The following is a 22,041-nucleotide window of genomic DNA, read 5'->3' as shown; positions in this document are numbered from 1 at the left end:
CTAGGAGTGTTCAATGCCTGCATTACGTCAAGATATCGATCCAAACGGCTTATTAGAGTATTCAGTGGTTTACACCGATCGCGCGCTGAACCATATGTCAAAGGCCTTTCAGCAAGTGATGAACGACTTATCTAGTGATCTAAAATCTGTCTACAACGCGGATGCCGTGGTGATCGTGCCGGGTTCTGGTACTTATGGTATGGAAGCAGTGGCTCGCCAACTGGCAAATGACGAAGATTGCGTCATCATTCGTAATGGTTGGTTTAGCTATCGTTGGACGCAAATCTTAGAAAAAGGCAAAATTGCCAAATCATCAACCGTGCTCACAGCCAATCGTACCGAAGATAGCGAGTCACCAAAGCCATTTGCACCCGTCGACATCGACACGGCGGTCGCAAAAATCAAAGCAGAAAAGCCAGCAGTGGTATTTGCGCCGCACGTTGAGACCTCATCAGGTATGATTTTGTCAGATGACTATATCAAAGCATTAAGCGCGGCTGTGCATAGTGTCGGCGGATTGTTGGTTATCGACTGCATCGCGTCAGGCTGTGTCTGGTTAGACATGAAAGACTTGGGTATCGACGTACTTATTAGCGCCCCGCAAAAAGGCTGGAGCAGTACCCCAGGCGCTGGTCTAGTTATGCTAAGCGATGCGGCTGTCAAAAAAGTAGACAGCACCGAGTCTGATAGCTTCAGTATTGATCTAAAGCAATGGCTAAACATCATACGCGCTTATGAAAATGGTGGTCATGCCTACCATGCGACGATGCCGACAGACAGCTTACGTCAGTTCCGTGATGCGGTGAATGAAGCCAAAGCCATTGGTTTTGATAAACTATGTGAGGCGCAGTGGACACTCGGCAAACGTATTCGTGAAGTACTAGAAGCCAAAGGTATCGAGAGCGTTGCGGCTGAAGGCTTTCAAGCGCCTGGCGTTGTCGTGTCTTATACCGATCGTGATGATATGCATAAAGGCAGCGCTTTTGCAGCAGCGGGTGTACAAATCGCTGCTGGCGTACCCTTAAAAGTAGGTGAGCCTGATAGCTTCAAGACGTTCCGTTTGGGTTTATTTGGCTTGGACAAGCTGACCGATATCGATGGTACAGTAGCGCGTTTTGAATCAGCACTGGATGAAGTATTAAGCCAGTAGTTATGATTGAGAAACCTTTTAAAATGATATCGCTACTTTTATAAGTCGTTCTGAAGACGCTTTTACTATCATAGAATACTGAGCCGTTATTATAATCATACGTGCTCAGTATTTTTTTACCCTTTTATTATATTTTATAATATAATGTATTTATATAAATCGAAATTAAGCAAATACTTAATAAACCTAAATGGGTAGTCCGTTATGAGTATACAAATAGACTGGCAGGCATTTACACCGATATCTCTAGTAGGTGGTCTGATGCTAGGGGTAGCGACAGTTATCTTGCTGCTCGGCATTGGGCGTATAGCTGGTATCAGTGGTATTTTTTCAAGCTTGCTAAAGCCCAAGCGTGTAGAGATGTGGCAGGTACTGTTTATACTGGGCTTAGTCATATCGCCCGTGCTGTACGGGCTAGCAAGACCGCTACCTAATGTACAGATCAGCACTTCTTTGCCATTGTTGGTTGTCGCAGGGCTATTGGTTGGCTTTGGCACGCGTCTTGGCTCAGGTTGTACCAGTGGGCATGGTATCTGCGGTAATGCCCGCCTGTCTCCACGTTCATTGGCAGCGACCGTCACCTTTATGCTGTTTGGTATTGTGACCGTATATATCGGTCGGCATGTACTAGGGCTACTGTAAATGCTCAACGGCAGACTGCTATGAGATTGCTAGTAGTAGCACTAAAGCACGAACGACATATGATAGTTAATAGAAGACAATAATAGCGAGATACAACGATGCTAAAAAATATAATCGGATTGCTGGCAGGGTTACTGTTTGGATTTGGATTACTGGTGTCAGGTATGACCGACCCTGTAAAAGTACAAGGGTTCTTAGATGTGTTTGGCGCATGGGATATTTCCCTTGCACTGGTGATGGGTGGTGGTTTGTTCGTTGCATTTTTTGGTGTGCTGTTGGCCAAGCGTCAACAAAGCAGTTGGATTGGTACGCCCATTGACATGCCAAGCAAAACCGTCATCACCAAACAACTGATTATCGGTGCTATGTTGTTTGGTATTGGCTGGGGACTGGTGGGTATTTGCCCGGGACCAGGCATCGTCTTGCTCGGTACGGGACAGTGGCAAGCGTATGTGTTTATCCCTGCAATGATCATAGGTATGCTGGTCTATCAGTGGCTTGAGCCAAAAATTGGCTAATTAAATAATTTGAGTATTAACAAAGGTCAGCCACGTATATGTGTTTGACCTTTTTTATGGATGTTAGTTGATGATATGACTCAATAAGTTGCCATGTTATTTAATACTAGCAGTGACTTTTGGCGTTTCATGCGCCAATGATTTGGCCGCTTGGCGTAGCTCAAACTTTTGTACTTTACCCGTACTGGTCTTTGGGATTTCGGCAAAGACAATATATTTAGGAACTTTAAAACCTGCTAAGTGCTGACTACAATGCTCCATCACCGTATCACGTTGCAAGGTACTACCAGCATGAATCTCGATAAAGGCAACGGGCACCTCACCCCATTTATCGTGTGGCGCGGCAACGACCGCACAGCTTTCAATCGCAGGGAGTTTGTATAAGACGTTTTCTACCTCAATGCTAGAGATATTCTCACCGCCTGAGATGATAATGTCTTTGAGCCTGTCCATAATTTTGATATAGCCGTCAGGGTATTTGATACCCAAATCACCCGTGCGGAACCAGCCATCAGCGAAAGCATCTTCAGTGGCTTTGCGGCTTTTTAGATAGCCTTTCATCACCATATTGCCACGTAGTGCCAGCTCACCCATCTCTTCGCCATCGGCGGCAACAGGCTCGGTAGTGCCTTGTTTAAATACCTCAAATCCTGCCATCAAATGAGAAGTCATGCCTTGGCGTGATTTCCTTTGGGCGCGGCTAGCTACATCAAGACCTTTCCATTCTTCTTGCTCAGCGCAAACGGTCACTGGCCCATAGACCTCAGTCAGACCGTAGACGTGAGAGATATCAAAGCCCATCGCTTCCATTGCTGCTAGCATGGTTTCAGACGGCGGTGCCCCAGCGACCCAGCCTTTGACTGTATGAGTAATAGCTTCTTTGTATTCAGGTTTGCCACCTGCAATCATATTGTGCACGACGGGCGCAGAGCAATAATGGGTCACTTGATGCTTTGCAATCAGTTGCAATATTAAATCCGCATCAATCTTTCGTAAGCAAACGTTGACACCAGCGCGCTCAGCGATGGTCCACGGAAAACACCAGCCATTACAATGAAATAGCGGCAATGTCCATAAGTACATGGGGTGCTTTGGCATATCCCAATCTAAAATGTTCGACACTGCATTGAGCGTAGCACCGCGATGATGATAAACGACGCCTTTTGGTTTGCCTGTTGTGCCAGAGGTGTAGTTCAGCGCAATGGCATCCCATTCGTCTGCTGGCATTTCCCAATTATCCAGACTGTCTGAGCTGGCGACTAGCGCCTCATAGCTCATCTGCCCAAACGGCTCGACATCGATAGCGTTATCGGTCGCGTGAATAACAATTAAGTTTGGGAAAGTCTCATCGATGATCTCGGCGTGCTCCGCAAACTCACTGTCCAAGATCAGCACCTTTGCCTCTGAATGCTGCAAACAAAAGGTAAGTGCATTGATATCGAGACGCGTGTTTAGGGTACAGAGTACGCCGCCTGACATAGGGATACCAAAGGCGCATTCGACCATCACTGGCGTGTTTGGCAGCATGACGGCGACTGTGTCGTTTTTATCAATACCCAGTTTGCGTAAGCCATCCGCCAGTTGGCGACAGCGCGTATAGGTCTGTTGCCACGTCTGGGTGAGGTTGTTGTGCGCAAGATCATCGTAAATGATGGCAGTCTTATCAGGATAAACCTGAGCGCTACGAATGATAAAATCAATAGGGGTGAGCGGCTGATAATTGGCGGCGTTTTTGCCGAGGCCAGTATGAAAATCTGTCATGATGATAATCCTTTATCGTATTTTTATATTGCGTCAATAGGGTAACGCAGCACCGTAATTTAACACAGAAAGGGTTTAGAATAGTCGATGTTTATTGATTAATTTATTATTCTGTGTGGAGTAATTTATAAAATATCCGTCTCATTATAGACAGTCGTTTTAGAAATTTAGAGTGGTTTAATGATACTCACCTAACCATACGCCACAAGTCAACGTTATAGTCAGCGCAATTTCCTATTGTCTGATTGCCACTATTCATATATTGCTCACTCATCAGTCGTTTGTCTGCATAGCTGACGATAATAGCGGTGTGTTACGATACCAGTAACGCTAAATCCCGTAGCACCACTATTTCTAATTCTAAAAAGACGTTTTTAAGAAGCCGTTTCAAAAACCATTCATAAGGAAAATGATATGACCGCCAGCCGTTCTGCCAATACGATCGATACCGCCAGCACCAACGAATATTATCCGCATTTATTTGAGCCACTAGATTTGGGTTTTACCACGCTAAAAAACCGTATGGTCATGGGCTCTATGCATACGGGGCTTGAAGATCGCTTTTACAACTACGGTAAGCTGGCAGCGTATTTTGCAGAGCGTGCCAAAGGCGGCGTGGCAATGATGATCACTGGCGGCATCTCACCGAACCGCGAAGGGTGGCTTTTGCCTGCTGGTGGCACGATGAATACCAAAGCTGACGTCATCAATCACCAACGCATCACTCGTGCTGTGCATAAGCATGACAGCAAAATCATCATGCAGATATTGCACAGTGGTCGCTATGGCTACCATCCTTTTGCAGTATCCTCCAGCCCAATCAAATCACCAATCTCACCGTTTAAACCGCGCAAGATGAGCATCAAAAATATCGAGCAGACGGTCAAAGACTATGCTCGCTCAGCGCGTCTTGCCAAGCAAGCTGGCTATGACGGTGTCGAAATCATGGGCTCTGAGGGTTATCTACTCAATCAGTTCTTATCTAGCCATGTGAACAAGCGGAAAGACAGTTACGGTGGTGATATTCAAGGTCGCATGAAGTTTGCCGTTGATGTAGTTAAAGCCGTTCGTGAAGCCGTTGGTGAAGACTTTATTATCCTATTCCGCCTGTCGGTGATCGACTTGGTTAAAGATGGCAACGTCATGGATGAGGTCATCACCGTGGCCAAAGCGCTAGAAGCAGCGGGCGTGACCATCATGAACACGGGCATCGGCTGGCATGAAGCGCGTGTTCCAACTATCGTGACCAGCGTACCACGCGCCGCTTTCGTTGACTTCACCGCTGAGATCAAAAAACATATCAGCATCCCGATGATGGCGGCTAACCGTATCAACATGCCAGACACGGCAGAAGAAATCGTTGCTACTGGTCAAGCTGACATGATTCAAATGGCACGTCCATTCTTGGCGGATGCACACTGGGTCAATAAAGCCAAAAACGGTCAGACAGACCGCATCAATACCTGTATCGCCTGTAACCAAGCGTGTCTCGACCATACCTTTGAAAACAAACGCTCGACTTGTCTCGTCAATCCGCAAGCGTGCTATGAGACAGAGCTAGTGTACAAAAAAGCGAAAAAACCGAAAAAAGTCGCCGTCATCGGTGGTGGTGTCGCTGGTATGTCAGCCGCTCATGTCGCCGCCTTACGTGGTCATGAGGTGACTTTGTTTGAAGCCAAAGACGTATTGGGTGGACAGTTTAACTACGCCAAAGTCATCCCTGGCAAAGAAGAGTTCTTTGAGACCGTTCGCTACTATATCAATGAGCTTGAGCATTTAGGCGTTGAGATCAAACTCAATACCTTTGTGGATAAAGCCATGCTGGAAAAAGCTAAGTTCCATCATGTTATCGTCGCCACTGGCGTCGTACCTAGAAGTCTCGCAGGTAAGCTCGAAGGGGCTGATCTACCGCAAGTGATCAGCTATGCTGAGCTACTCTCTGGTGAAAAAGCAGTGGGCAATACGGTAGCGGTCATCGGTGCTGGCGGTATTGGCTTTGATGTCAGTGAATATCTGACTTCCAATCATGGTAAGTCGCTTGATGAGATCGGACCTGAAGGATTAAAAGATCCAAGCTATCGCCCTGAACCGCAATCCATCAGCGAGTGGCGCGAAGAGTGGGGCGTGACTAATGATACAGACTATCAAAGCGATGGCGGTCTGGTTAAACCGATCGCGATCAAGCCAATTCGCCAAGTGTATTTAATGCAGCGTAGTAAAGGTCGTCTAGGCAGTGGTCTGAATAAGACCTCAGGCTGGGTACATCGCGCGCATATCAAATCTCACGGCGTCATCCAAGTCGCTGGCGTGCAGTATGACAAAATTACCAATGAAGGTATTTGGGTCACCAACTCACAAGGCCAAAGCCAGCTACTCCGTGTCGATAGTGTCGTCGTCTGTGCTGGTCAGGAATCCGTGGTCGAGCTGATGCCAAATGTGGGCGATGCACCAGACGCGCAATACCATCTCATCGGAGGTGCTAAGCTCGCAGCTGAGCTAGATGCCAAACGCGCAATCCGTGATGGGGCAGAGGTTGCGGCTCAGATCTAAATTTTTTAGCACGAGTGTTAAATAATGGACGGCGAAGGGATATTTCTTGCCGTCCTTTTTTGTTTAGAATGAAAATTTAACTTATTAAACTAGATCTTCAGTTCAGCTTATGTTTATTCTGAGACAATAAAGAGATTTTGTTCACTTACTCTCGTTCTAATATAATCCCGTCAAAATACCCTCGCATACCACAATGCAGTTCTCTATACTGGTTATCAATGTCTCTCAATAACAACTGAGTCCTACCTTTATAAAGTGCTGGGTATAAACGTAGCTCAACATCTTTATTTGACTGTTCATCATTAATGACCCAATGATTTTCTGACCATATGGCTTTACTCTCTCCCAAATCACAGGTATGAGCATTGGTAAAAATCAAAACGCCATCGATAATAGAAAGATAAGGCTTATTAGCGACACTATGAATCGATACCGTGTTTTTTGCCTCTCCCGTATCTTCCCAGCGCTGAGTACCTGAATTATATATTGAGATTTGAGAGGTTTGAGAAAACTTACCAAAGGCACTTTTACTCGGTAAATCAGAAGGACTTAATTCATCTGAAAAATTCCGAGCCACACCGTAATTGGTTTGCTCTTCGATATATTCTTTATACTCACGCATCAGACACTCTTCACTTTTACAAGTATTACGTTGAAACGTAAGCCATGTGCGTTGATTAGTAATGAACCTATCTTTAAAAGCTTTGCTGTCTTCATAGTCAGGAGCAGCGTCAAGATTGCTTTTATATTTTTTTGCCATTGTGTTATCAAGCTTAGAAAGCTCAGAGCTTTCGCAAACTGTTTTTTCTACCCACGTAGCAGCCTTATTGCAATCAAAACTTGCTGAATTTGCATAAGTGGAAAGTAGGCAAGTGCCTAAAATACCGATTGTAGTGATGCATAACTTTTTCATATTGTCCTCATTTTTTAGAGCTTGGTTATATTTTAAGAAAGATATAACTGTGATATACGTGTCATCATCACTTTCTACAAAAAAATCAGCCTCGTTAGCCTTACTGACCTACCAACTGCCAATATTTTCCATCGAAATCCAGGGCTCAGTAGGTTCTAAGTCTTCACCATTTTGTAGCAGCTCAATTGAGATATTATTAGGGTCTTTCACAAAAGCCATATGGCCATCTCTAGGCGGTCTTAATATCTCGATCCCTGCCTGTATAAAGGTGTCGCACTGTGCGTATATGTTGTCGACTCTAAAGGCAAAGTGCCCAAAATTATCGCCATTGGTATATTCTATTTCATCCCAGTTGTGCGTCACCTCAATCTCCGGCGCACCCTCATGCGTTGCTAAAAAATATAAGCTGAATCTGCCTGATTCAGAGTCTCTCTTTCTTAGCAGTTGTAAGCCCATAAGGTCACAATAGAAAAACAACGTTTCTTCTAGTTTGTTGGTTCTAATCATTGCATGTAAGTACTTCATAAAAATACCTTAATATTGATTACTCATAAAAAATCGAGCAATGGCAGGGTGCTTGTTATGCATCATTAATATACAAAATCTCAGATGGCGTATGTATGATATCAATACCGTTAATTACATAAAGCGCATTTGTGTCAGTAACTTTTTATCAAGCAGTGCAAGCGACATACCCTGCAATACTTGCTAGATTAAATCTCACGTCGCAAAACCTAACCTTCCATCTCACCAACCAACCATTTTTCAAAATCATTCACCTGAGCCGCCAACTCAGGTTGCACTTTTGCTAGTTCATCGAGTTTATCTTGAATCTCTTTCTTGTTATATTTAACACCCGTCAATGTCTCTTTAAGCAAATCAATCAGCTCAACATTTAGCGCGTCAGAGAAAATAACAACTTCTGTAATCACAGCTTGCTTCACATCCATATGCACATCTATCATGCCCCAATCAAAGCGCGTCTCGACATGGTGGCTAAACTCAGGCGTTTTGCCAAAGCGCCAATCCCAGTCAGCCATCTGCTGATAGTAAGCATTTAGCGTTGGCTGCTTGGCAAGGCTGGCTTCATCCAACTGCTCAATTGGCGCAGTCTCTCCGTAATATTCGCAAAACGCCTCGATAATCGCATCAGACAACGTCTCATGATTGATGGCATCATTAAACTCTACCAAGTTTGCCACGCGCGTACGTACAGATTTGATGCCTTTGGCTTTGAGCTTTAAGGGATGCGGATTGAGATAGTCGCCGAGCTTTTGCATGTTTGCATTGACCAGCAGTGTCCCGTGATGAAAGCTGCGATCGGCGGCATGTTTAAAGGCGCTGCCTGATATTTTTCTGTCGCCCACTTGCATGTCATTACGACCAGATAGTGTAGCGTCTATGCCCAGTTTTTTTAGCGCATTGATGATAATGGTAAAGTTGGCTGTCTGGTCATACGCGTGTTTCGGGGATAAAAAAGTAAAATTGGTGTTGCCCAAATCATGAAACACCGCGCCGCCGCCACTCTGACGCCGAGCCAAAAATACATCGTCTGCTGCCATTTGATCGGTTTTGCACTCGACCCATGGGTTTTGCGAGCGCCCAATAACCACAGTCTCAGAGTTGCGCCACAAAAATAATGTATGCGAGTCGGCATCGAGTGTATTAAATATCCAATCTTCGGTTGCAAGGTTAAACCAAGGGTTGGTCACAGCAGATTTTAAGATACGCAGTTTCATGATAGATCCTTCTTTCAGATAGTTTTTATAGAGTGAGCGTTATAAATAGGCACTGACATTCTTACCGATGCGGCGTTGGAATTCAATGAGTGTCTAGTAGGGACGGTGGCTTGGGCTTTGAGTAAGATAACGCGATTCGGTAGATTATCTGAATGATTCTTATCTTAGAGCTAAGGCTGATAAAGATAGCTTATTAGGTTTTGACAACATTTACTAAAAAGCTGAGTAAAATACTCAGCTTTATTACCTCTCAAATTTCATAAGTATTTCGCTTTATTTAGCACAAATTTCCCACTGCGATTTGGTACTAAGATAGCACTGCATAACCGCTTTACCAGACTGCGCATAAGCATCACTGACGATACGCTGATTGGTTGGCAGACGATATCTGATGATCGCGGGCTCGTCATTGACTGTGGTCGTCCATCCAGTGATCTCATTACGGTTATTGTAGTTTGCTTGATTAGATGTAGCCATTTTGCCAAATCCTGGCAAGGTATAAGAAACTTGCCTAAAACTATAACTCATCGCTGCACCCTCAGCGCCCTCATACTGACAGTTTAGCTTTTTTTGCAGTTTATCTTGTTTATAAACATAGCAGGTGGTCGCATCTGAGAACTGACCAACCCCGCAAAAACCTGCCGTCGCAACGGACATACTGCCTATCAATAAAGCGATTTTCTTCATAATTATTCCTCAATAAATGGTAATGACTGCTCATCCTGTTTGCCAGTTATTTTTTTGGCATGATAACACCAACTAGCATTCCAAATATTAAGTAATTAGCAAACAAATATCAACTTTTTTATTTTTAATATGGATTTGGATATATTAGATAAAGTCTGTCCTAATATTGATATTATTAAGATTATCTTCTATAGCACCTTGTTATGATGAGCGTTTGATATCAAAGTGAGTTTGATTTTTATACCTACTGAAATAACAGATTACTCAAGGGTGACTTTGGAGTTTGCGAGTATATGAATAGAGAGTCGCTAAAATAAGCTAAAGTAGGCAAGCTAAAGAATAAGAGCTTCTGACGGTGTATGGCTCGATAAAATGCTATGCTCAATTTATGTGTATATAGAGCAGCTAGAAACCTGAAAACAGCTTTAAATAAATGAAAAAATAAGAAGAAATCTTACCATAATTTTTATAAAAATTACTCACCAAACCATCAAAAATTTATCGTGATATGTTTTGATAGCATGATAATTTATACCATATATCAGACACTTATGACCGACACGAGTTGGCAAATGCAGTCTACACGCTTAATAGGATTATCCGATGACCAACCGTGATCTCATCATCTTTGTGACCCTCTCTTTTATGTGGTCACTCTCTTTCGTTTTTTATCGCATTGGCGTGCCTGAGTTTGGCTCATTGGCATTCGCCAGTTTGCGTGTGATATTCGCCGGATTGGTCATGCTCGTCTTTGTATTGCTCAATAAGAAAAATAGAGTCGGCATCAAGGAGCATTGGAAAATGCTAGCGCTGGTTGGTTTGTTCTCGGCAGCGCTGCCATTCGTGTTGTTTTCTTTTTCTGCGCAATCAGTGAACGCAGGCGTACTCGCCGTACTAAACGCTTCTGTACCGATGATGAGCGGCTTTATCGCTCGTGTATTTTTTAAAGACAGATTGTCCAAAAAACAAGCGCTTGGTTTGGTGATTGGGGTAGTCGGGGTAATTATATTGATGAGCGAAAGCTTATTTGGTGGCGGCGAGCAGGGTAAAGGCTTGGTCGAGGGATTATTACCAATGGGCTATGCCTTGTTTGCTTGTGTGGGTTACGCGCTTGGCGCGAACATCACCAAAAACTACTTATACAACGTCTCACCCGTTGCCATTACAGCAGGGTCACTCATCATCGGTAGCATCATCATGTTGCCAGTGGCCTTTACTGAGTTTCCTTATGGCAAAGAGATCAGTATAAAAGCATGGGTATCGGTCATTTGTATCGGCGTGTTTTCAACAGCCATTGCGCTTATTTTTATGAATCAGTTGATCAAAAATATCGGGCCGACGCGTGCCACGAGTATTACGTTAGTCATCCCAATTTTTGCGATTATTTTGGGCTATCTATTGCTTGGCGAGGCGCTAAATATACAGGCCATTATTGGTTCAGTCGTGATATTGTTCGGCACATATCTGTCATTAGAGCTGTCAATCAAGAAGATGCTAAAGCCAAAAAGCAAAACTCAGACGAACAGTATTTAAGGCTTAGTAAACAGTCTTCGTAGTAACCAAACACAAAGATTTGTATAGGTGAATATTGCTGTATCTGTTTGTAAATATTGCTTGGAATAATAAGATCTATCCCCTATAAAGATAGGCGTTAAACGTAGATTTTCTAATAATATTATAAGTATTTCTAAACAGAGTTTGATAGTTCTTACTACCGCTCAATAAAATAACGAACAGGATATATCATGGCACACGATAACTTATTTGAACCCGTTAAAATGGGCACCCAAACCCTAAAAAATCGCATCATTATGGCACCACTCACGCGTCTGCGCTCAGTTGAGCCAGGTGACGTACCAACCGCATTGGCAAGTGAATACTATTCACAGCGCGCAGGGTCTGGTTTGGTCATTACTGAGGCGACACAAATCTCATTTCAGGCAAAAGGCTACGCTGGCGCGCCTGGTGTGCACACTCAAGATCAGACCACTGCATGGAAAACGATTGTAGACAATGTCCATGCTAAAGGCGGTAAGATCGTCGTACAGTTATGGCATACCGGTCTTGTCTCGCATGAGAGCGTACAGCCTGAGCGTCGCGCACCGATTTCAGCATCAGATGTCGATGTTGGTATCCGCACCTCACTACGTGATAGCGATAACCAAGCGATCCGCGTGGATGCCACACCGCCGCGTCCAGCCACGCTTGATGAAATCAAACAAGTTATTGCTGATTTTGCGCAAGCGACTAAGAATGCCAAAGAAGTCGGCTTTGATGGGGTAGAAATCCATGGTGCTCACGGCTATCTGTTACATCAGTTCTGGGTTGAGCAAACCAACCAGCGTGATGATGAGTACGGCGGTAGCCGCGAAAATCGTGCGCGTTTGACCTTAGATGTCATCGATGCGTGTGTGGATGCTTGGGATGCAGACCATGTCGGTATCCGTATCTCACCACTTGGTACATTCAACAACGTCGAAGCGGGCTATAATGAAGACGAAAACGTTTGGATGATTGAGCAAATCAATAAACGTGGTCTAATGTATCTACATCTATCTGAGCCAGATTGGGCAGGTGGTACGCCTTATAGCGATGAGTTCCGTCAGCGTGTCCGTGATGCGTTCGATCAGACCATCATCGCAGCGGGTGGCTACGATGCCGACAAAGCAGAAAGAAATGTCAAAGCTGGTTATATCGATGCGGTAGCATTTGGTCGTGACTATATTGCCAATCCTGATTTGGCTGAGCGTATCCAAAAAGGCGCACCGCTCAATGAGCAGCACCCAGAGTCTTTCTATGGTGGCAGCTCTGAAGGCTATACTGACTATCCGTTTATGGATCAGGCGCAATAGTTCGTTTATTAGTCGGTTTTGCTGACTAAATAGCTAAATCACGTTTCATAAAAAGCCCTCTAACTGTCAATAGTTAGAGGGCTTTTTTTACACATTCATTTTGATTAATGTCCAAAATTCCCCGTTTGATAATCACGAAAAGTTTGTCGTAGCTCATCTTGAGTATTCATAACAAAGGGGCCATGTCCTGCGACTGGTTCGCCAATAGGCTCCCCACTTAGCAACAGTAGCTTGGCCAGAGTGTGTTCATCGTTATCGGTAGAATAGGTGAGCTCAATAGCATCCGTAGCAGCACCAGATAGAGGTACATGTACAGGTTGAGAATCTACAGATGGTTTAATCGGCGCTGCAAACTGAATCAGATTACCTGCACTGATAGATGTGCCATTGACCAGTACTCGGCCTTCTTGTACGAGGAGTAAGGTGTTGTGCGTGCATGGTACTTGTAGCGTTGTCGTACCTGCGGTATGTAGCGCGATATCCCACATATTGACTGGCGTAAAGGTCACCGCACTACCTGTGACGCCATGCCAGTCACCTGCAATAATGGCAACTTGACCGATAACCGTTTGTTTGTCAGTATTTTGAGCAACAGTGTCTTGAGAGTTGGCATCGCGACTGTCCATCAATTCTATGATAGGCATCTCACCACGTTTGATAAATTGATATTTAGGATCAGTCAGCTTGTGTGCGCTAGGTAGATTGACCCACATTTGCACCATACTAAACACACCACCGCGCTGTCCGAAACTTTCCGAATGAAACTCTTCGTGTAGAATGCCGCGACCAGCGGTCATCCATTGTACATCGCCTTCCAAAATATCCCCACGTCCACCGATTGAGTCAGCATGACTGATCTCACCTGAATACGCGAGGGTGACGGTCTCAAAACCTTTATGAGGATGCTTGCCAATGCCATGTGGCTGCGTCTGATAATCAGGATTTGGTGCAAACGTCGTCGGCTCACCATAATCAAATAATAAAAATGGATCGGTATGACTGTAATTGAAGTCTGGTTGGTCATCGACATAATTGATCAATGTTTTCACAAAAAATCCGTCACCGACCCAATGTGGTGCTTTATCACCATGAATCTGTTTGATTGGGCGCATCGAGTACCTCGCAATTCTATCTAGCATAAATAACAGTAAGTGAATATTATACTATAATTCTATAGTAAAATGAACTTATGTCGTGTTTATTTTATACTATCAAATGCGCCTGCTTCTTAAACGACCTCGCCACTGACAAAACCACTGGCCCATGCCCACTGGAAGTTATAACCGCCAAGCCAGCCGGTCACATCAAGTACCTCGCCGATGAAGTACAAGCCCTCTTGCAAATTGCTCTGCATGGTTTTTGAGGATACCTCGTCAGTTTTTACCCCGCCGCGTGTGACCTCAGCCGTACGGTAGCCTTCAGTACCAGACGGCTTGAGCTGCCAGCCGTTGAGGGTAGCGCCAAGCTCTGTGAGTCGCTCATCTTTGATATTGGCAAGCTCGGTATCTTTGATATCGTCCCACAGCTGGGTCTGTAGTGCTGCCAGCAGTTTTTTGGGTAGTGCATTGTCTGTGTTTTCTGCCAATACAGTACGGATCAGTTGGCGTGGGTGTGACTTTTTGCGAGCCAGCAAAATCTCGGTGACATCTACATCGGGCAGTAGGTTAATGCTGATGGTCTCACCACTGTGCCAATAGTTCGATAGCTGTAGCATAGCAGGACCAGAGAGCCCGCGATGCGTAAACAGTACAGGCAGTTTAAAAGAGATACGCTCATTACTGGCAATGACTGGCAGGCTGATACCTGCTAAGTTACGAATCAGCTCACCTGTTTTGTCCGTGAAGGTAAATGGTACGAGACTGGCATCGGTTGCTATCAGTGTATGCCCAAACTGCTGCGCTAGCTCATAGCCGATGCCGCTTGCGCCCATCGTTGGAATAGACAGACCGCCAGTTGCCACGACGAGCGACTCACAGCTATAGCGCGCCTGCGCAAGTTGACTCTCACTTGCGACGTCTTTTTTGCCCAGCTTTTTGCTGGTCATTAGCGCAAACCGTTTTGCTTTATCATGGTCAGTCGTCTGTACATGATTGACTTGGGTGTTGAGCTTGACTTGCACACCGACAGCCGTACATTCATCAAGGAGCATAGTGAGGATATCTTGGGCAGAATCATCACAAAATAGCTGGCCGTGTTCACGCTCATGGTAGGGAATCTGATGCGCCTCTACCATGCCGATAAACTCCCAGCTGGGATAGCGGCTCAGTGCTGATTTACAAAAATGTGGATTGTCACCAATGAAATGCTCAGGCTCGACGAAGTAATTGGTAAAATTACAACGACCACCACCGGACATCAAAATCTTTTTGCCCGCTTTATTGGCGTGGTCGATGACCAAAACGCGACGACCACGGCGACCTGCGGTGAGCGCACAATACAATCCTGAAGCGCCAGCGCCGACGATGATGACATCATAGTGAGTAGAGGGTTGTGCATTGCGGTGATTAGTCATTGCGGTCTCGTAAAACAATAATTTTAAAAAAGGTGATAACAAAACCAATCGTATGTGTTAATAATACAGATCGGCGATGTTGTCTAAAGCAGTATCGGTAGGGTAGCTATTGTCCATATTTCATTTGAGGTTACAAGGATTAAATGTGATATCCGATGAGCTGTGACATGACATCTGCATATCAACAGCACTCTTGATTGCGATGTTGCAATAATCCTTACTAATAATTCTTTAATAACCGCTGCTATCAATTACCAAGTATACAGATGTACAGCGAAATTGTTATGATTGGCTGTTGATGCCTTGCAACCGACACGCTTATTTGTCAAACTATCGCTGAGTGTCACGCATTATGGAAGATGACTCTTATTGCCTACATAGGTAGTCGTTATAGACGATTATCTGTATAGGTCATAATAATTAAAAAGGACCAATACTATGACCCAGAAATCATTTCCAATCTCAGCCGAGTTTATGGCTGCTGCCAATACCACCCCTGAAAAGTATCTCGAAGACTACAACCAATCTATCGAATCAACCGAAGCAAATGATGCGTTTTGGGCGAAGCGTGCTGAGCTGATCGACTGGATAAAGAAACCGACTAAAGTCAGCAATGTCAATTATGACTTAGACAATTTTAATATTAAATGGTTTGAAGATGGTGAGCTGAATATCTCAGTAAACTGTCTAGATCGCCATCTTGAAGACAATCCCTATAAGCCTGCCATTATCTGGGAAGGGGATCACCCTTCATTACACAAGATTATTTCTTTTAAAGAATTACATGAAGCCGTTTGTCGTCTGGGCAACTCGCTACGCAAGCTTGGCGTTGGCAAAGGCGATCGTGTCACGTTATATATGCCAATGATACCAGAAGCCATGGTTTCAATGCTGGCATGTGCGCGTATTGGCGCGGTGCATTCTGTGGTATTTGGTGGGTTTTCTGCCGAGAGTCTAGGCAATCGTTTGATAGACAGTCGCTCAAAAGTCGTTATCACGGCTGATGAAGGTTTACGTGGCGGCAAACATACACCGCTCAAAGCCAATGTCGATCATGCACTAGAAATGGATGGAACTGACAGTGTCGAAAAAGTCATCGTCGTCCACCGCACAGGCAACTCTATCCCAATGAGTGGTCGCCGCGATGTCTGGTATCACAATCTCGTTGATGGGCAATCAGAGATCTGTGAGCCTGAAGTGATGAATGCCGAAGATCCATTATTCTTACTATATACCTCTGGCTCAACGGGTAAACCCAAAGGCGTCGTGCACACCACAGGGGGTTATATTACTTATGCCTTGTCTACCTTCCGTGACGTCTTTGATGTCAAAGAAGATGACGTTTATTGGTGTACAGCAGATGTCGGCTGGATTACTGGTCATACCTACTCAACGTATGCACCGCTCGCTAATGGTACAACCACAGTTATGTTTGAAGGCGTACCAGAGCACCCAACATGGGCACGTATCGGACATATCATCGACAAGCATGACGTGACTATTTTATATACCGCCCCGACCGCCATTCGAGCGATGATGAAAGAGGGTGATGCTTTTGTACGCGAGTCGGATCGCTCAAGCCTACGCTTGCTTGGTTCGGTCGGTGAGCCGATCAATCCAGAAGCGTGGGACTGGTACTATCATGTCGTTGGTGATGGTAAGTGTCCTATTGTCGATACGTGGTGGCAGACCGAGACAGGCGGTATTTTGATGGCACCTATCCCAGGTACTGTCGATCTTAAGCCGGGCGCCGCGATGACGCCACTATATGGTATTAAACCTGAAGTCGTAAATGCCGAAGGCGCAATCATAGACGGCGCTGCTGAAGGTAACTTAGTCATCAGTAGTGGTTGGCCTGGGCAAATGCGTACGATCTACAATGACCATCCGCGCTTTTTGAAAACCTATTTTAGCGATTATCCCGGTCATTATTTCACAGGTGATGGGGCGCAGCGTGATGAAGATGGACATTATTGGATAACAGGACGTGTGGATGACGTATTGAACGTTTCTGGGCATCGCTTGGGTACTGCGGAGATTGAGAGCGCGTTGGTTGCTCATCCTGCTACTGCCGAGGCCGCGATTGTCGGTATGCCGCATGAGATTCGCGGGACAGGTATCTGTGCCTTTATCATTCTAAAGTCTGGCGAAGAAAAAACAGACGATCTAAAAGCGGAGCTAAAACGTCATGTGCGTTCTGAGATTGGGCCGATTGCGACCTTAGATGCCATTTATATGGTTGAGGCGCTACCAAAGACTCGTTCAGGAAAAATCATGCGCCGTATCTTGCGTAAGTTAGCAGAAGGTCAATATGTCGGATTGGGTGACTTATCCACGCTGGCGGATAGCTCAGTGATTAATGATCTGGTCGAACAGGTCAAAGCTGGTCGCGGAGAGTAGGTTGATGAATGGATATGCATTGTTGAAGAAGTAATTTAAACCTAACCTTTAACACTTGCCTGTCACAGTCGAATAAAAGCCATGTTATCGTGAATAGCATGGCTTTTTTACGTAGACGATATTGATATTGCGGCGTTTTGACGGTTCAATATCAATGGTTAATTAACATTGCTACCTACTAGTTGCCCGCCATATAACAATCGTCTTGCCATTTATAGATGGTAGCGACTCATAAATACTCGATAAGGTTTACTGTCATTATGACTGATCATACTTTGCTCTCAACGGATGAATCCTCGCCAAAAATCGCTATCATTGGTGGTGGTCTGACAGGACTGCTAACCGCGACACTACTAGAGCGCGCCTCAAACCATAGCCTTGCGCAAACAACTACGCCGCAAATCACTATCTTTGAAAAATCACGTAGTGTCGGCCGTTTAGCGACGCGCTATCGCACCGACAGTGACACAGGTAAAAACTGGCAATGGGCATTTGGCGCACAGTTCTTTACGGCAAAGACCGCTAGTTTTCAGCAGTTTATTGCCCCTTGGTTAGATACTGAGCTGCTACAGCCATGGTGTGCCAACGTAGTCGAGTTAACGCCAGCGAATGATCATAGTCAATTACCCGATATCCAAAGTAAAGAGCAATGGGATACCGTGCATGCGCGCTATATCAGCACACCAAAAATGACCAGTTGGGGACGTGAGTTAGCCGCTGGGCTCGAGCACACAAACATAATGTTTAAAACGCGTGTGGCTCCGCTTGATGAGCATACCACTCACTCAGATGATAAAAAAACTGAGCTATTTGATGAGACAGGGGAGAGCCTCGGTTGGTTTGACTGGGTCATTTGTACTGCACCAAACGGTCAGGCAGTAGAGCTGATGGCAGACAGTGGGTTTAGTCAGCAAGATAACATCACCCAGCCACAGATGCAGGCCTGCTATACGTTGATGCTAGGTTGGGACAATGCCAAAGAATTACCTGAGACATTGAACTCTCAAACAGCACCGCAGTGGGATGTTGCTTATTTAAATAATACGGTACTCGATAGAATATTTATTGAACATCATAAACCTGCTCATGATGAGCTATTACCAAGCATTACCATTCATGCACGCAATAACTGGTCAGAAGCCCACGTTGATGAGGATTTGGAGACAGTCAAAGCCGCGTTATTAATGGTGGCGCAGCAAGCCTTAAACTGGAATGACGACCGCGCCCCTAGCCAAACAGATTGTCATCGCTGGCGCTATGCGGCTACTATAATAGATACAGATACTAAAGAGCTAGGTATCTTAGTCGATGAAATCAGACAGTGGATTGTCAGTGGCGACTGGTGCGCTCGCGGCAATATCGAAAGCTGCTATCAGGTGGCGCAGCAAACCGTTGAGGCGATCTATAAGACAAGATAACGGTGCTGTGATGGTCTGTTAGCAGCGCTGGTTTATAACTGAGATCTAAAGATACTTTTTATTATATATGAGAGGCTATCGTATCAGCAAAAAGGCAAAAAAAGGCCCACAGAGGAGGTGCTGTGGGCTGAGGAAAACGGGCTGTGCAGATTGGTCACAAGTTCCGTGGTCGTGATTTATTATAGTTATTGGCTTTCTATACACTTATTTATTAGGGCAATAATAACCAATACAATAGGTACATATATTTGCTTACATATTTAAGTGTACAAGTGTTTTGTGACAGTTGCTATCATAACCCGACTGACTGCTATTTGGCTGTTTTGGTTACAGTATATTACGTTATAAAAACACTAAACCGTATGATCAATGCATTAAGCTTTTATTTGGCTAGTAATCTATTTAAGTAGTAAGTCTTATGCCAAGCTATTTAAGTAATACGCCATTAAATCAATGGTAACGTCTTAGCGTTTTTTACTATTAATATCTATAGAAGCACTCAATGTTTTCAAGAAATTATATCGATATGAAAAGAGACATCTGATATTGATACCTTTGGTGACTCAATCGCTGCAGAGATGGCATGACGGCTTGCCGGAAAAATGCTAAGCTATCTGCCATTATTATGTCTATATTAAACTGGGTTTGCCATGACTGAGAGCACGCATTTGCATACGCAGGAACCGTCAAGTTCGCAAAATACCAAGAGTATTTTTAACTTGCCCAATAATCTTACGATTGCTCGTATCTTGATGATTCCGTTGTTTGTTGCAATTGCTTACTGGCCGCCTGCCATGGGTATAGGCTTGCCTGCAATCTCAGACAATGTCATTGCGCGAGTGGGGATGAGCGAGTTTAGCGATAGCCTATTGCGCCATTTATTATTAACCAGTGTTTTTATCATTGCGGCGATTACCGATTGGCTTGATGGATACTTCGCTCGTAAATTAAATGTCATGTCAGCGTTTGGACGTTTTTTGGATCCTGTCGCTGACAAATTAATGGTAGCCGTCGCACTGATCGTCCTTGTGCAATGGCATCCTAATATTATCATGGCAATCGCTGCGATCGTCATCATCTCACGTGAGATCGCTGTATCCGCATTGCGCGAGTGGATGGCAGAGCTGGGCAAAAGCACCAGCGTCGCCGTGTCCTATGTCGGTAAGTTAAAAACGACGTTTCAGATGGTGGCTATTACGGTGCTCTTATTGAACTGGGAGTCGCTTGAGACGATCGGTTATGCGCTGATGGTCGCCGCTGTTATATTGACGCTTTGGTCGATGATGATTTATCTCAAAGCCGCTTGGCCGTACCTAAAGCAAAGCGGATAATAGTGAGACAAATAATCGTAACCTGTACAAAAAACGCCAGTGGCTCATGCGACTGGCGTTTTTATTTGTCTATTCTTACTGTTTTAACGACTAAATCATTACAGCTCTATCGAAAAATTCTCACCTAAGCTTTTTTCAATGGCAGTATCGGTGACAGCTGCCGCCGCCATTTTGACAGCGCTGGTGATGGCATTACCATTCGCCCAATATTCAGCACCATGTGGAGTAACTTTGATTAGCTGAACGCGTGGATCTTCTTTGCCTTTTTCAAAATACGCATTGTACATAGGTGACCATAGCTCGTTGAGCTTTTCTTCGTCTTCAACCAGCTCGGCTGTACCAGCGATAGAGAGATATTTTTTGCCATCTTCACTCACGTAGGCCAAGTTCACTTCTGGGTTCTTTTCAATACTGCTCACGGTTTCGCAAGGGCTGTGACCAATAAACCAAATTTCTTTTGCACCGATACTGGTTTCAGTAGTATTCATCGGGCAAGAGTGTAGATGGTTTTCATCATTACGAGTGGTCATCATGGTGTATTTGATGTCTTTTACCACTTCTTGGATGGTGTCCATTTGTTGTTGCTTGCTCATCATAGTTATCCTTTACTATTTAAAATTTGGAGTAAAAATTATTATTCGGTAAGTGTGACCTAGAGTACTAATAAGGTGGTCAATGATGCCTATTAACAGTTATCAATATAGCGATATCACCTAATAGAACGATACAGCTGGTCTGTAATACCCTGTGAAAGTTTGTAATTATCTGCGTGATTTTATTCAGTAGATGATTTATCAATCAAAAAATACTGTCTAAAAATAGCCTTACCAAAAATAAGGCAATAAAAAACGCCAATAAACCAGCGCTTATTGGCGTTTTGGGCGACTCATTGACTATAAGCTTATCTGAGCCAAATCGAGTTATATGTTGCTTCTAAACTATAGCGTTACTTCAAACTGCTCGCCGATGTCTTCGGCTGTTTTGCCATCTTGTAGCGCGGCGGCTGCCATTTTGAACATATTAATAGTAGAGCTACCGCCTAACCAGCACTCAACGCCATGCGGGACGACTTTGATTAGCTGTACGTTTGGATCTTCTTTACCATGTTCAAAAAACGCATTGTAGACTGGTGACCACAGTTCTTCTAATTTGTTTTGGTCTGTTGGTAACTCAGCGTTGGCGCTTACAGAGACATAATCTTTTTCATCTTTAGAAGCATAAGACAAGCCAATTTTTTGATTGTTCTGGATGTCTTTGACGACGTCTGAGGTTTTATCGCCAATGAACCAAATCTCTTTACCACCGATACTCGCTTCGCTGGTCGTCATTGGCCAAGCATGGACATCGCCTTTGCTGTTGACAGTGCTTAACATCGCAAATTTTACGTCTTTGATAACGTCTTGAATTTTGTCGATTTGTTCTTGCTTACTCATAGGGATTTCCTTTTCTTTATAGTGATTAGCGTTAATAAGTTGTAGTAGTAATTTTTATTCAAGGTAGATGTGATAGTTCTCAAAAAACATCACATTAACAACTGAAACTAGAATACCGAGTAGTGGCCCTACATT

18 protein-coding genes are annotated in these 22,041 nt (G+C 44.4%); 9 read left to right on the top strand and 9 right to left on the bottom strand.

Going from position 1 to position 22,041, the window contains the following annotated elements; genetic code table 11:
* The first annotated feature begins 13 nt into the window (after positions 1-13).
* The 3 genes from QO189_RS03960 to QO189_RS03950 all read left to right on the top strand — a co-directional run bounded on the left by QO189_RS03960 (position 14) and on the right by QO189_RS03950 (position 2,310).
* Positions 14-1,150: an aminotransferase class V-fold PLP-dependent enzyme gene (locus QO189_RS03960; protein WP_371531620.1), complete on the top strand. Its 1,137-nt coding sequence runs from the start codon at positions 14-16 to the stop codon at positions 1,148-1,150.
* Positions 1,151-1,354: 204 nt separating this feature from the next.
* Entirely contained in the window at positions 1,355-1,792 is a 438-nt protein-coding gene (locus tag QO189_RS03955) for a YeeE/YedE family protein (protein WP_371531619.1), read from the top strand.
* A 98-nt stretch (positions 1,793-1,890) separates the two neighbouring features.
* Positions 1,891-2,310: a DUF6691 family protein gene (locus QO189_RS03950; protein WP_371531618.1), complete on the top strand. Its 420-nt coding sequence runs from the start codon at positions 1,891-1,893 to the stop codon at positions 2,308-2,310.
* 96 nt (positions 2,311-2,406) lie between these two features.
* Here the strand turns inward: QO189_RS03950 and QO189_RS03945 are convergent, their stop codons facing one another.
* A complete protein-coding gene (locus QO189_RS03945) occupies positions 2,407-4,071 on the bottom strand; it encodes an AMP-binding protein (RefSeq protein WP_371531617.1) in 1,665 nt (554 codons plus the stop codon).
* Positions 4,072-4,485: 414 nt separating this feature from the next.
* Between QO189_RS03945 and QO189_RS03940 the strand changes: the two genes are divergently transcribed.
* On the top strand, positions 4,486-6,621 hold the full coding sequence (locus QO189_RS03940; protein ID WP_371531616.1) for an FAD-dependent oxidoreductase: 2,136 nt from the start codon (positions 4,486-4,488) through the stop codon (positions 6,619-6,621).
* A gap of 145 nt (positions 6,622-6,766) precedes the next feature.
* Here the strand turns inward: QO189_RS03940 and QO189_RS03935 are convergent, their stop codons facing one another.
* The 4 genes from QO189_RS03935 to QO189_RS03920 form a co-directional block, all read right to left on the bottom strand.
* Positions 6,767-7,534 carry a lysozyme inhibitor LprI family protein gene (locus tag QO189_RS03935; RefSeq protein WP_371531615.1) on the bottom strand — a complete coding sequence of 256 codons (768 nt, stop codon included), beginning with the start codon at positions 7,532-7,534 and terminating at the stop codon, positions 6,767-6,769.
* Positions 7,535-7,642: 108 nt separating this feature from the next.
* Positions 7,643-8,059 carry a VOC family protein gene (locus tag QO189_RS03930; RefSeq protein WP_371531614.1) on the bottom strand — a complete coding sequence of 139 codons (417 nt, stop codon included), beginning with the start codon at positions 8,057-8,059 and terminating at the stop codon, positions 7,643-7,645.
* Positions 8,060-8,268: 209 nt separating this feature from the next.
* The gene (locus QO189_RS03925) at positions 8,269-9,273 is read right to left on the bottom strand and encodes a lipoate--protein ligase (RefSeq protein ID WP_371531613.1); all 1,005 of its coding nucleotides are present in this window, start codon (positions 9,271-9,273) and stop codon (positions 8,269-8,271) included.
* Positions 9,274-9,546: 273 nt separating this feature from the next.
* Complete coding sequence (locus QO189_RS03920; protein WP_371531611.1) at positions 9,547-9,960, bottom strand: hypothetical protein; 414 nt, start codon at positions 9,958-9,960, stop codon at positions 9,547-9,549.
* 603 nt (positions 9,961-10,563) lie between these two features.
* Here QO189_RS03920 and QO189_RS03915 point away from each other — a divergent pair.
* Positions 10,564-11,493, top strand: coding sequence for a DMT family transporter (locus QO189_RS03915; RefSeq protein ID WP_371531610.1), 930 nt, complete (start codon positions 10,564-10,566; stop codon positions 11,491-11,493).
* A gap of 212 nt (positions 11,494-11,705) precedes the next feature.
* Positions 11,706-12,812: an alkene reductase gene (locus tag QO189_RS03910; protein WP_371531609.1), complete on the top strand. Its 1,107-nt coding sequence runs from the start codon at positions 11,706-11,708 to the stop codon at positions 12,810-12,812.
* 104 nt (positions 12,813-12,916) lie between these two features.
* Here the strand turns inward: QO189_RS03910 and QO189_RS03905 are convergent, their stop codons facing one another.
* Both QO189_RS03905 and QO189_RS03900 read right to left on the bottom strand, forming a co-directional pair.
* On the bottom strand, positions 12,917-13,924 hold the full coding sequence (locus QO189_RS03905) for a pirin family protein (RefSeq protein ID WP_371531608.1): 1,008 nt from the start codon (positions 13,922-13,924) through the stop codon (positions 12,917-12,919).
* A 116-nt stretch (positions 13,925-14,040) separates the two neighbouring features.
* A complete protein-coding gene (locus QO189_RS03900) occupies positions 14,041-15,324 on the bottom strand; it encodes an NAD(P)/FAD-dependent oxidoreductase (protein WP_371531607.1) in 1,284 nt (427 codons plus the stop codon).
* 438 nt (positions 15,325-15,762) lie between these two features.
* Here QO189_RS03900 and acs point away from each other — a divergent pair, with 438 nt between their 5' ends.
* The 3 genes from acs to pgsA all read left to right on the top strand — a co-directional run bounded on the left by acs (position 15,763) and on the right by pgsA (position 20,473).
* Positions 15,763-17,724 carry an acetate--CoA ligase gene (gene acs, locus QO189_RS03895; RefSeq protein WP_371531606.1) on the top strand — a complete coding sequence of 654 codons (1,962 nt, stop codon included), beginning with the start codon at positions 15,763-15,765 and terminating at the stop codon, positions 17,722-17,724.
* Between the two features lie 260 nt (positions 17,725-17,984).
* Complete coding sequence (locus tag QO189_RS03890) at positions 17,985-19,142, top strand: NAD(P)/FAD-dependent oxidoreductase (protein WP_371531605.1); 1,158 nt, start codon at positions 17,985-17,987, stop codon at positions 19,140-19,142.
* 650 nt (positions 19,143-19,792) lie between these two features.
* Positions 19,793-20,473 carry a CDP-diacylglycerol--glycerol-3-phosphate 3-phosphatidyltransferase gene (gene pgsA / locus QO189_RS03885; RefSeq protein ID WP_201601155.1) on the top strand — a complete coding sequence of 227 codons (681 nt, stop codon included), beginning with the start codon at positions 19,793-19,795 and terminating at the stop codon, positions 20,471-20,473.
* Between the two features lie 98 nt (positions 20,474-20,571).
* Here the strand turns inward: pgsA and QO189_RS03880 are convergent, their stop codons facing one another.
* Positions 20,572-21,066 (bottom strand): pyridoxamine 5'-phosphate oxidase family protein, encoded by a 495-nt coding sequence (locus QO189_RS03880; RefSeq protein WP_371531604.1) that lies wholly within the window; start codon positions 21,064-21,066, stop codon positions 20,572-20,574.
* Between the two features lie 345 nt (positions 21,067-21,411).
* The gene (locus QO189_RS03875) at positions 21,412-21,906 is read right to left on the bottom strand and encodes a pyridoxamine 5'-phosphate oxidase family protein (RefSeq protein WP_371531603.1); all 495 of its coding nucleotides are present in this window, start codon (positions 21,904-21,906) and stop codon (positions 21,412-21,414) included.
* Positions 21,907-22,041 lie beyond the last annotated feature (135 nt).

The sequence above is a fragment of the Psychrobacter sp. Arc29 genome (assembly GCF_041431175.1).
GTDB lineage: Bacteria > Pseudomonadota > Gammaproteobacteria > Pseudomonadales > Moraxellaceae > Psychrobacter.
Note: the sequence above shows the minus strand (reverse complement) of the source record. Positions and strands in the feature narration are given on the sequence as shown.